General features: G+C 41.7%; 11 protein-coding genes. 1 reads left to right on the forward strand and 10 read right to left on the reverse strand.

Features of this window, described 5'->3' with window-relative positions; all coding sequences use genetic code 11:
* Position 1: 1 nt before the first annotated feature.
* Both xerD and W03_RS08675 read right to left on the reverse strand, forming a co-directional pair.
* Positions 2-916 carry a site-specific tyrosine recombinase XerD gene (xerD, locus tag W03_RS08670; RefSeq protein ID WP_244072586.1) on the reverse strand — a complete coding sequence of 305 codons (915 nt, stop codon included), beginning with the start codon at positions 914-916 and terminating at the stop codon, positions 2-4.
* Entirely contained in the window at positions 903-1,301 is a 399-nt protein-coding gene (locus W03_RS08675) for a methylated-DNA--[protein]-cysteine S-methyltransferase (RefSeq protein WP_244072587.1), read from the reverse strand. The genes xerD and W03_RS08675 overlap by 14 nt, the downstream gene beginning before the upstream one ends.
* A 121-nt stretch (positions 1,302-1,422) precedes the next feature.
* Between W03_RS08675 and W03_RS08680 the strand changes: the two genes are divergently transcribed.
* Positions 1,423-2,451 (forward strand): IS1595 family transposase, encoded by a 1,029-nt coding sequence (locus W03_RS08680; RefSeq protein ID WP_244070736.1) that lies wholly within the window; start codon positions 1,423-1,425, stop codon positions 2,449-2,451.
* Positions 2,452-2,683: 232 nt separating this feature from the next.
* Here the strand turns inward: W03_RS08680 and htpG are convergent, their stop codons facing one another.
* The 8 genes from htpG to nuoH form a co-directional block, all read right to left on the reverse strand.
* On the reverse strand, positions 2,684-4,594 hold the full coding sequence (gene htpG, locus W03_RS08685; RefSeq protein ID WP_244072588.1) for a molecular chaperone HtpG: 1,911 nt from the start codon (positions 4,592-4,594) through the stop codon (positions 2,684-2,686).
* A 244-nt stretch (positions 4,595-4,838) separates the two neighbouring features.
* Positions 4,839-6,284, reverse strand: coding sequence for an NADH-quinone oxidoreductase subunit NuoN (nuoN, locus tag W03_RS08690; RefSeq protein WP_244072589.1), 1,446 nt, complete (start codon positions 6,282-6,284; stop codon positions 4,839-4,841).
* Between the two features lie 46 nt (positions 6,285-6,330).
* Entirely contained in the window at positions 6,331-7,815 is a 1,485-nt protein-coding gene (locus tag W03_RS08695; RefSeq protein ID WP_244072590.1) for an NADH-quinone oxidoreductase subunit M, read from the reverse strand.
* 107 nt (positions 7,816-7,922) lie between these two features.
* A complete protein-coding gene (nuoL, locus tag W03_RS08700; RefSeq protein ID WP_244072591.1) occupies positions 7,923-9,863 on the reverse strand; it encodes an NADH-quinone oxidoreductase subunit L in 1,941 nt (646 codons plus the stop codon).
* 51 nt (positions 9,864-9,914) lie between these two features.
* A complete protein-coding gene (gene nuoK, locus W03_RS08705; protein WP_244072592.1) occupies positions 9,915-10,220 on the reverse strand; it encodes an NADH-quinone oxidoreductase subunit NuoK in 306 nt (101 codons plus the stop codon).
* Between the two features lie 52 nt (positions 10,221-10,272).
* Positions 10,273-10,881 carry an NADH-quinone oxidoreductase subunit J gene (locus tag W03_RS08710; protein ID WP_244072593.1) on the reverse strand — a complete coding sequence of 203 codons (609 nt, stop codon included), beginning with the start codon at positions 10,879-10,881 and terminating at the stop codon, positions 10,273-10,275.
* 18 nt (positions 10,882-10,899) lie between these two features.
* Positions 10,900-11,388 (reverse strand): NADH-quinone oxidoreductase subunit NuoI, encoded by a 489-nt coding sequence (gene nuoI, locus W03_RS08715; protein WP_244072594.1) that lies wholly within the window; start codon positions 11,386-11,388, stop codon positions 10,900-10,902.
* A gap of 14 nt (positions 11,389-11,402) precedes the next feature.
* On the reverse strand, positions 11,403-12,500 hold the full coding sequence (nuoH, locus tag W03_RS08720; RefSeq protein WP_244072595.1) for an NADH-quinone oxidoreductase subunit NuoH: 1,098 nt from the start codon (positions 12,498-12,500) through the stop codon (positions 11,403-11,405).
* Positions 12,501-12,514: the final 14 nt, after the last annotated feature.

Below are 12,514 nucleotides of genomic sequence, written 5' to 3' on the forward strand. Positions count from 1 at the left end.
ACTACCCTCTCGGATGGTGTTCTGCATGAATTTGTTTTAATCTTTCACGCGCGATGTGTGTATAAATTTGTGTCGTTGATATATCAGAATGCCCGAGTAACAACTGTACGACGCGCAAATCTGCTCCATGGTTAAGCAGATGTGTGGCAAATGCATGTCGTAACGTATGCGGGGAAAGTTGTTTAGTAACACCGACTAACAATGCATAGCGTCTGATTAAATACCAAAATGCTTGCCGAGTCATTGCAGCACCACGCATTGTTACAAAAATAGTATCGGTTACTATGTCCTCTAAAAGCTCCGGACGAGCCTCTTTAGTGTAACGCTTAAGCCAACTCAACGATTCCTCGCCCAAAGGTGAAAGACGCTCCTTTCTACCCTTACCCATTACCCTGAGAACTCCGGCATCCATACTCACTTGTGAGTACTTCAAATTGATTAGCTCAGAAACACGTAAACCTGTTGCATAGAGCACTTCTAACATCGCTCTATCTCTCAATCCGAGTGGCTGCTTAACATCAGGCATACTAAGTAGCTTCTCAACTTCTTCTTCAGTGAGACTTTCTGGTAAACTGCGTACAAGCTTAGGTGTTTCAATGTTAAGACTTGGATCTGATGTGATTCTTCCTTGTCGCAGCAAAAAACGGTAAAAACGTTTTAGACTGGAAAGTTCCCTGCTGGTAGTGCTAGCTTTAATCCTGGCAGATACACGCGAAGCAAGGAATTCAAGTAAATCCGAGTGCGTAGCTCCAGTCAGTACGGGAACATTATCCTGCTTTCTTATTCTTAGCCAGTGACTGAAAAGTCGCAAGTCATTTCGATAGCTATCTAACGTATTACGCGACAATCCATCCTCAAGCCACAAAGAATCAGAAAACTCATCCAATAAGCTCGCATCCAGATCAAGCACTTTCATGTTGCAATAACCACCTTTTAATTTCAAGAGGATTGCCATCACTTGCATTCATAAAACCACCTAAGCCACCATTTTTAGCTATAACACGATGACAAGGTATGATAATCGGTAGGCGGTTTGCTCCACAAGCTCGTCCAACTGCTCTAGGCGCCGAATGCAGTTGTTTTGCTATTTCAGCGTAGCTTGTTGTTTCACCGGTCGGAATACTCTGGATTGCTTCCCACACACGACGTTGATGAATTGTCCCACCAATATGTAGATTCAAATCGAACACAAAATGCGGTTCGGTCAAATACGCCTTTAACTGATTACAAACCTCTTTGGCCAAATGATTCGTGGGTGGCAGAAGTTGAGTATCCAGTGGTAAATACTCAATATCTGTCAACCAATCTTCTTCAACTAGAATTCCCAGAACTGCAAAAGGAGCAAGTAACCGTGCTTATCCGGTTGTCTCCCAAGCCCACTACCGGTAGTATGTTGAGCATCTGCGCCAACCTGAGGTGGTCATGGTTATCGACGTGCTTGAGCGAGACGATTTGCCGTTCCCTCGCTCGCTTCCTGATTTTCAGCGACTGTTCCCGAACGAAGCGGCCTGCGCGGCCTATCTTGAGCGCGCCCGATGGAGCGACGGATTCGTTTGTGACTACTGCGGCACACTCGGAGAGCCTTATCGCTTCGCCAATCGCCCCAGCGTTTGTCGGTGCCGTCACTGCAACCGAGACACGAGCCTCACTGCGGGCACCGTCATGGAACGCACCCACACACCTCTCTCCGTATGGTTCTGGGCAGCCTACTTGGTTGCCAGCCAAACACCCGGTATGTCTGCTGCCCAATTCCAGCGGCAACTCGGGCTGTCGCGTTATGAGACTGCTTTCCAGATTCTCCACAAACTGCGGGTCGGCATGGTGCGTCCCGACCAAGATCGGATTGGTGGCAACCCCTTCGATGCCGTCGAGGCCGATGAAACCTACGTCGGAGGACGTACTCGCGGCAAGGGTCGAGGCGTTCACGACATGGTTCTCGTCGCCGGTGCGGTCGAGGTTAAACAGCGCAAGCACGGTGGCAGCCTCAATAAGCGGAGGACTGGGCGTTACGCCGGACGTGTTCGGCTCGCTGTGGTGCCAGACCGCAGTGCCAAATCGTTGGGCGGTTTCATTGAGCGCGTCGTTACGCCAGGCGCCACCATCATTACCGATGACTGGAGCGGCTACGCGGCGCTTGAAAAGCGAGGGTATCTTCATACCGCCGTTGCGGAACGTGGCGACATGCAAGTTGCCGAAACTTTTCTGCCCATCATTCACCTCGTGTTCTCCAATCTCAAAACATGGTTACGTGGCATTCACCACGGCGTCAGCCCGCAACACCTGCAAGCCTATCTCAACGAATTCACGTTTCGATTCAACCGCCGTTTCTACCCTTTCAACGCATTCCGTTCCCTGCTTGGCATTGCTGGTGATGTCACTGCGCCGACGTATGCTGAACTTTATACAAAAAAATCACGGCCCACTACTACATCTAGCTACCTTGGGAGTTAACCGGATAAGCACGCAAGTAACTTAGCTTGGTAGTGCTTCATTGAATCAGTCATGTATTTTTTATAATTCAAGTTCTAGCAAATCAAATTCAATTGAATTCAATTGTTAAATCCTTCTGAAAGAACTCTTACATACTGAATCAGACCAGAAAATAAAAATTAAGTTTCTTCAGTTCTAATTCTGTTTATATTAACTTGCACAAAGCCTAGGAATATATTATCACCATATTCACTCAAGATTTAAGTAATAACAGCTCATTCAATCTCTTCACAAAAGCTACTGGATCTTCCAATTGCCCACCTTCTGCTAATAACGCCTGATCAAATAGCAAATGACTCCAATCGGTAAAATTCTCTTCTTCCAATTTCAAACGCTCAATCATAGGATGATGTGGGTTAATCTCGAGTATAGGTTTTGTATGTTGGATTTTTTGTCCTGCCGATTTCAGCAATCTTTCAAGATTCCCTCCCATATCATAAGTATCGGCTACAAGACAAGCTGGCGACTCGGTTAAGCGAAAAGTCACACGCACATCTTTGACTTGTTCGCTCAGAGTAGTTTTCATTTTTTCGATCAACTCTTGATAGGCATCCGCTTCTTTCTTTTGTTCTTCTTTTTCAGCCTCATCTTCCAGATTACCTAAATCTAACCCGCCTTTCGCAACCGATTGCAAAGATTTTCCTTCGAATTCGCTTAGGTTAGTTACCAGCCACTCGTCGATACGATCAGATAACAATAAAACCTCTATATTTTTTTTACGGAATACTTCTAGATGAGGACTATTTCTTGCTGCTTTGAGACTATCTGCAGTTACATAATAGATTTTTTCTTGCCCATCTTTCATACGCTGAATATAGGTACTCAATGCTACACTCGGCTCGTCCGAATCACTTTGCGTAGTAACAAATCTCAGCAATTTTGCGATTCGATCACGGTTAGCAAAATCCTCTCCCACGCCTTCTTTGAGAACTTGACCAAATTCACGATAGAATGTTTTAAATTTATCATTTTCCGCATCACCCTCGTTACTTGCTAAATCTTCAATCAAACCTAATACTTTTTTTACCACCCCGGCACGAATAGAATCGATATCCTTTGATTCTTGTAGAATCTCACGCGAAACGTTTAACGGCAAATCATTTGAATCAATTACACCACGAACAAAACGCAGGTAATTCGGTAACAGCTTCTCGGCATCATCCATAATGAAGACGCGCTGCACATACAATTTAACACCACGACGATGGTCACGATCAAATAAATCAAAAGGTGCGCGTGAAGGAATATAAAGCAATTGAGTATATTCTTGCTTACCTTCAACCTTGGCATGCAAATAGGCTAATGGTGGCTCAAAATCATGTGCCACATGTTTATAGAATTCCTGGTATTGTTCTTCAGTAATATCGTTTTTGGAGCGCGCCCATAATGCGCTCGCTTGATTAATCGTTTCATCTTCATCAATTATTTGGTTTTTCTTATCTTCGTGAGACCACTCTTCTTTCTTCATCACGATCGGCAATGTAATGTGATCGGAATACTTTCGAATGATATTGCGCAGTCGCATTCCATTGAGAAACTCATCCTCATCTTTACGCAAATGCAAAGTTATCTCAGTGCCACGAGTATGCTTTACGATTGCTTCTAATGTGTAATCGCCTTCGCCTGTCGACTCCCACTTCACTCCTTGCTCTGCCGTTAAACCTGCTCGTCGTGTAATTAATGTGACTTTATCCGCAATAATGAATGCCGAATAGAAGCCAACACCAAATTGCCCAATCAAGTGCGCATCTTTAGCTTGATCTCCTGTTAAAGAATCAAAAAATTCTCGAGTACCTGATTTAGCGATCGTTCCAATATGATCAATAACTTCCTGCCGTGACATGCCAATACCATTGTCAGCAATCGTAATGGTCCTAGCTTCACTATCATAGCTTATGCGTATTTTTAATTCTGAATCAGACTCATACAACGAAGCATTGATCAAACCTTCGAAACGCAACTTATCTGCGGCATCCGAAGCGTTTGAGATTAGCTCGCGCATAACGATTTCCTTATTGCTATATAAGGAGTGAATCATCAGCTTGAGTAATTGTTTTGCTTCTGTTTGAAAATTTAAATGTTCTTTGATCGTTTCAGCCTTCACATTAATCTCCTGGTAAACTTAGTTTCCTTCACAATATAGCGCCAAGAATCAAAAATTCAAGTGAGCATCGAGAATTCTTGACATAATCTTTAGAAATAAAGAGATAGGAAAAAAGAAAGAGAATACTCTAACGAGTATCATTGGATGCTGTTATATAAACCCAAAATGAAGAGAACCAGCCAATAAGTCTTTTAGAAAATTAAACGACTATAACTGCTACAGAATACTGCACTAACGTGTACAGCTACATAGAGTTTTGTATGGCATATAAACTAATTCCCATCAATGCCTGAGGAAAAATACCCAGAGCCAAAATTGCTATCCCATTAGTGCTCAGTAAGATTTTCACATCACTATTAGTCAAAATAGGCTCGTTGGTTTCAGGTTCATCAAAATACATGAATTTAATGATCCGTAAATAATAAAAAGCACCAATGAGCGAAAACAACACCGCCACAACAGCCAACCAAACAAAGCCAGCATTAACTACCGCTTGCAGCACCGCTAATTTCGCATAAAAACCAATCATCGGTGGGATACCTGCCAGGGAAAACATCAACAATAAAGTTATAAAAGCGTACCATGCATTTCTTTTACTCAACCCTTTGAAGTCGCTTATATTTTCCGCTTCAAAACCACTCCGGCACAGCAACATGATCATTGCAAAAGTACCCAGAGTCATTAACACATAGGCAATGACATAAAACAGCGCTGAGCTGTAACCATTGACATCCACACTAATGAATCCCAATAATAAAAACCCCATATGAGAAATAGTTGAATATGCCAGCATGCGCTTTATATTGGATTGCGCGATCGCTGCAATATTCCCTATTGCCATTGACATAACTGCCAGGATCACCAACATACCCTGCCAATCAGACGCCATTTGCTCTAATCCTTCAATCAAAAGGCGCATGATAAGAGCAAACGCAGCGAATTTTGGAGCAGAACCGACAAACAGAGTTACTGCAGTCGGGGCGCCTTGATAAACGTCCGGAACCCACATATGAAATGGTGCCGCACTTAATTTAAAGCTAATTCCCGCAACAATGAATACCAACCCTACCACTAAGACTTCTTTGGCATTCACTCCGTTTTGAATTGCTTTTGTTACCTCGGTTACTTGTAATGAGCCTGTTGCACCGTATATCATCGACATTCCGTATAACAGAAATCCTGAAGCCAGGGCACCCAGCACAAAAAACTTCATGGCTGCCTCGGTTGAAACAACCGAATCGCGTCGTAGAGCAACCAATGCATACATAGATAGCGAAAGAATCTCTAAACCTAGGTAGAGCGTCAGGAAATGACTAGCCGATATCATAACCATCATTCCCAATGTCGCAAACAAGATCAAGCTAAAGAATTCACCGCGCAACATACCGCGATCAGTAATATAAGTGTGAGAATAAATTAACACTGCCGATACCGTTCCATAGGTCATCAACTTCAGAGTATCCGCCAATGTATCATCTACGAACATGCCTGAAAAGGTCAGTACTATCTCGTTGGAGAACGAACTAAAAGTCAGCACTGCACAACCAAATAAAGTAGCTTGCGTCAATAAATAAGTAACATAGCGTCTATTCTGGCCCACGGTCAAATCCGCCAACATCACCACACACACCATAATCAACATAAATATTTCAGATGATGCCGGTGCAAAATCGGGTGGCATAAAACTCATTCGTTCAAATCCTTTAATCGGAGAAATATCATTAACTCAACATTTATCATAACTTGCTATTACTGACATGAACTAGCAACTGATCAATAGTCACGTGCATTACTTCTGTCAACGGGAATGGATACACACCAAGCCACAGCGTGAATATGGCTAAAATCGCTAATAGCGCGAACTCTCGTTTGGAAATATCCTGCAATTGTTCGACAGCATCATTAGCCACTTGACCAAATATCACTCTTTTGTACATCCAGAGGGTATAGGCCGCTCCCAAAATTAAGGTCAGCGCAGCAAAAAAAGCATACCAAAAACTAATTTTCATGGCACTCATAATCACCATAAATTCACCGACAAAACCGCTGGTCCCTGGCAATCCTGCGTTAGCCATCGCAAATAGCATAAAAAAAGCCGCAAAAACCGGCATCTTATTAACTATCCCGCCATAATCGGCGATTTGCCGTGAGTGCATGCGATCATACAATACGCCCACACAAAGAAACATAGCACCAGAAACAAAGCCATGCGAAATCATCTGGACCATTGCACCTTCAACACCATATGCATCAAACAAAAAAAATCCCAGAGTGACAAACCCCATATGCGCAACCGAAGAATATGCAATGAGCTTCTTCATATCTGCTTGCATAAGCGCGATCAAACCAATATAAACCACTGCAATAAGCGATAACACAATCATCATATCCGCTAAATAATGACTGGCATCAGGTGCAATCGGCAAGGAAAACCTAAGAAAGCCGTATCCACCCAATTTCAAAAGGATTGCCGCTAGTACCACTGAACCACCCGTCGGTGCTTCAACGTGCGCATCAGGTAGCCAAGTATGAACTGGCCACATAGGGACTTTAACTGCAAAAGCTAGTAAAAAAGCAATAAAAATTAAAATCTGTGGTGTTAGCGGTATGGCTAATTGATGATAATCCTGTATGGAAAAACTTCCTTCTGATGTTTTATATAGGTAAATAAATGCAACCAACATCAACAAAGAACCCAACAAGGTATACAAGAAAAACTTAATAGCTGCATACACGCGATTTGGACCACCCCAGATTCCAATAATTAAAAACATTGGAATCAGAGAAGCTTCCCAAAACACATAAAACAGCATCGCATCAAGCGATGAAAACACGCCATTCACAATACCTGACATTACCAGAAACGCACCCATGTACTGCGATACTCGTTCCTTAATGACTTCCCATCCGGCAATCACAACAAGTGGAGTAATGAAGCAATTGAGGAGAATCAATGGCATTGATATACCATCGACACCAATATGATAATTTACATTAAACCGTTCAAACCACACATAATTTTCGACAAATTGCATGGCCGTTGACCCTATGTTGAATTGGGTATAAAGCGGCAAAGCAACCATAAAACCAAGAGTGGATCCCACCAATGCAATATAGCGGGCGAATTGTGCATTCCGATCATGCCCCGTTGCGAACACAGCTACACCAAACAAGATAGGCAACCAGATAATCAAACTTAGCAATGGAAAGTCAAACGACATACTTATTCCGTTTATTTATTAGTTCTTATGAATTTCAAATATATTTTTGATGAAAATTTATTTTCTGAGATAAGCTTTAAATTATTCTAAAATTTCCTATCACACTCTTATTTTAACCATAGCGTTAAAATAACAAATATCCCTACAATCATCGTAAAAGCATAATGATAAATATAACCAGTTTGAAACTTGCGCACTATCGAAGCCGTAAACTCAACAACACGCGCAGTTCCATTTACAAAAAAGCCATCGATTAATTTGATATCACCGTACTTCCATAACGTATTACCTAATATGCGAGCCCCCCCGGCAAAAATCCATGAATATAATTCATCAATATAATACTTACGGTCTAATAAGTGGTACAAAGGATATAGAGTATTTTTGATTTTTTCCGGTAGGTCTGTTCTTGCGCTATATAAAAACCAAGCTGTAAAAATACCTGCAACGGAAAACCAGAATGGCGCAGTTAACAAGGCGTGAGTCATCATTCCAAAAACACCAGTAAATTCTGCGCCCAATTGCTCAATCGCATCATGCTCAGAGGCAATATAAATTGCATTAGAAAAATAATCACCAAACACAACCGAACCAATAAACCAACCCGATATGACAGCAGGGATGGCTAGAACAATCAAAGGTAAAGTTACCACCCAAGGCGACTCGTGCAAATGTTCCTTAGTATGAGAATCCATACGTGGCTGACCATGGAAGGTCATAAAAACCAGACGAAATGTATATATTGCGGTCACAAATACCGTCGTTAAAGCACAAAAATAAGCGAATTCAGCGCCAGGGATATCGGCAAAATGTACTGCTTCGATAATCGCATCCTTAGAAAAGAAGCCAGAAAAACCCGGCACGCCGCAAATGGCTATTGAAGCAATCAGCATAGTCCAATAAGTAATAGGCATATATTGCTTCAACCCACCCATTTTTTGCATATCTTGCTCATGGTGCATAGCAATAATCACTGAACCTGCACCTAAAAACAACACTGCCTTGAAAAAAGCATGAGTCATCAAATGAAAAACTGCAGCTGAGTATGCGGAAGCACCTAATGCAATCGTCATATAGCCAAGCTGCGACAAAGTAGAATACGCGACAACACGTTTGATGTCTGTTTGCACCACGGCAACTAAACCCATGAATAAAGTCGTTATACCGCCAATAACTAATATCATCGACAGTACTGCATCGGACAGTTCAAATAATGGCGACATGCGCGCAACCATGAAAATCCCTGCTGTAACCATCGTGGCCGCATGAATCAATGCCGAAATTGGAGTAGGTCCTTCCATCGAATCCGGTAACCATACGTGCAGCGGAAATTGAGCTGATTTACCCATGGCGCCGATAAACAAAAGAACACAAATGACTGTAACAACAAGCCACTCAATACCGGGAATGAGCTCAATTTTCTTGTCTGTAATATCCGATGCGTGCTCAAAAACATATCCATAATCCAGCGATCCAAAATGAACTAAAATCAACGCAATCCCCAGCAAAAAACCAAAGTCGCCGACGCGGTTAACAAGAAAAGCTTTCATATTGGCATAAATAGCCGTGGGTCTCGTGTACCAAAAACCGATTAACAAATAAGACACCAATCCTACCGCTTCCCAACCGAAGAATAACTGCAGGAAATTGTTGGACATGACCAACATCATCATGGAAAAAGTAAACAAAGAAATATAACTAAAGAAGCGTTGATAGCCAGAATCATCATGCATATATCCAATGGTATAAACATGCACCATCAGTGAAACCAGGCTAACCACCACCATCATCAATGCCGATAATCGATCGATTAAAAAACCCACTTCAAAGCGTGTATCTCCCGAAATCAGCCAAGTATAAACTGTGCCGTTAAAAACATTACCTTTCAATACATCAAAGAAAATAAAGATAGAAGCAAGCAGCGAAATGGAAACCAGGGCAATTGTGACGCGGTGACTCCACACGCGGCCAATGCGTCGACCAAATAAGCCGGCAACTATTGCTCCCAGTAAAGGTGCTAATGGCACTAAAAGATAAAGTAATTGCATATCAGATGAATTATTCAGATTTTTCTTTGACTGTAAAACACATAAAAAACGTTAACCTTTCAGTTTATCCAGATCATCCACGTTAATAGTTCGTTGATTGCGAAACAATACAACAAGAATCGCTAGACCGATAGCTGATTCCGCTGCAGCCACGGTGAGGATAAAAAATACAAAAATCTGCCCTGAAGTATCCTGCAAATAATGAGAAAACGCCACAAAGTTCATATTGACCGCCAGTAGCATCAATTCGATTGACATCAATATAATGATGACATTTTTTCTATTTAGAAAAATGCCAACGATGCCAATCGAAAACAAAATTGCACCGAGTATTAAATAATGTGATAACGATATCACGTTAAATTCCTTTTTCGTAAGAACACTTAAAGACTAGATAATTTTAAGCTTATTATGGATTTTTCTTTTCTGCTGGCATCGATACGATACGCAAACGATCTTTCTTTTGTACGTTGATTTGCTTTGCAGGATCAACAATCTTCTTGTCTTCACGATGACGCAGCGTCAACGCTATTGCAGCAATCATCGCAATTAGTAGTAGCACAGCAGCCAGCTCAAACGCATAAACATACTCAGTATAAATTAAACGCCCTAGTTCTTTGGTATTACTGTAATCCGCAGCATGCGGTGCTGGCACTGGCATTTTGTCCAATCCAAAATACTTGCCCATTAATACAATCGAAATTTCTCCAACCATGACTAATGCTATTAAGCCACCAAAAGGAAACCACTTCCAGAATCCTTCCCGAAGCCGATCAAGATTGATATCCAGCATCATAACAACAAACAAAAACAATACCATCACCGCACCGACATAAACTAACACTAAAGCAATGGCAAGAAATTCTGCTTCCAACAGCAACCAAAGCCCCGCACATGTTACAAAAGAAAGCACTAATAACAATGCCGAATAGACTGGATTACGGAAAGTAACAACACCCAATGCCGAAGCAATTAGAATTGTAGAAAAAATATAAAAAATAATATCTTGAAAACTCATTATGTATGAATACCGTTATTAACGATAACGTGCATCTGTTTGTCGATCTTTGGCAATCTGCTCTTCATAGCGATCACCCACAGCTAACAACATTTCTTTGGTATATATAAAATCTTCTCTCTTCTCGCAGTGATACTCCAGAATACGTGTCTCAACAATCGAATCTACTGGACACGATTCTTCACAGAAACCACAAAATATGCACTTACTCAGATCAATATCGTAGCGTGTAGTACGCCTTGTTCCATCTTCACGTTGCTCCGATTCTATCGTGATTGCCATCGCTGGACATACTGCTTCACATAATTTACAAGCAATACAACGCTCCTCTCCGTTTGGGTAACGACGTAATGCATGCAAGCCGCGAAAACGCGGCGATTGAGGTGTCTTTTCTTCCGGATAATGCACAGTAACCTTGGGTTTAAAAAAATACTTACCCGTGACTGCCATTCCTTTAAACAACTCAAACAACAAAAATGTATTAAAAAATTTCTTGATACGATTCATAGTATTTTCTCCATTTAGAACCAGATATTTAATGGAAATACACTCCGTACCGATTCAGGTAGTTGCATTATAAGACCTAAAACCACAATCCAGATTAAAGTAATTGGAATAAAAACCTTCCAACCTAATCGCATAATCTGATCATAGCGATACCTTGGAAAAGTCGCTCGAAACCAAAGAAAAAAGAATAGAATAAATGCTATTTTCAGTAATAGCCAGACAAAACCAGGTATCAATGTAAAAGGCATGATATCAATAGGTGGTAACCATCCGCCCAAAAACATAATTGAGGTCAATGCGGCGACCAGTATCATGTTCGCATATTCTGCCAAAAAGAATACAGTGAATGCCATACCTGAATAATCGACATGAAAACCCGCGACGATTTCAGATTCTCCTTCAGCCACATCAAAAGGAGCGCGATTGGTTTCTGCCACACCCGAAATCAGATACACTAAAAACATCGGAAAAAGTGGTATTAAATACCAATTTAGAAAGCTACTGCCTTGCTGTCCACTTACAATGTCGCCTATATTTAGACTTTGCGACATCATCAGCACGCATACTAATGCAAACCCCATAGCCAATTCATAAGATACCACCTGTGCCGCCGAGCGCATCGCCCCCAGAAACGCGTATTTCGAATTAGAAGCCCATCCGGCGATAATAATGCCGTATATCCCCATCGAAGTCATTGCCAGTATATAAAGCAGTCCTGCGTTAATATCTGCAAGCACTAATTCTGGAGAGAATGGAATAACGGCCCACGCCGCCAGAGCGGGCATAATTGTAAGTACTGGTGCTAAAATGAATAAGAACTTATTTGCTCCTGTCGGAATAATAATTTCTTTCATAATTGCCTTGACAGCATCGGCAATCGGTTGACCCCAGCCCCTCAACCAAGGAATGCCAAAAAAAGTCACCCGGTTCGGACCAACACGAATTTGCATATATGCAATGATTTTCCTTTCTGCAAAAGTAAGATAAGCAACTCCTAGCAACAAAGGCACGGCAATAGCCAAAATAAATACTATATTTGTCGTCAATGAAAACAGCATACTCCCCCACTGCGTTCCAAAGAACTGAACAAAATATTGTTGGATTGTTTCCATTAACCGCAAACCTC

It is taken from the genome of Nitrosomonas sp. PY1, assembly GCF_022836435.1.
Lineage (GTDB): Bacteria > Pseudomonadota > Gammaproteobacteria > Burkholderiales > Nitrosomonadaceae > Nitrosomonas.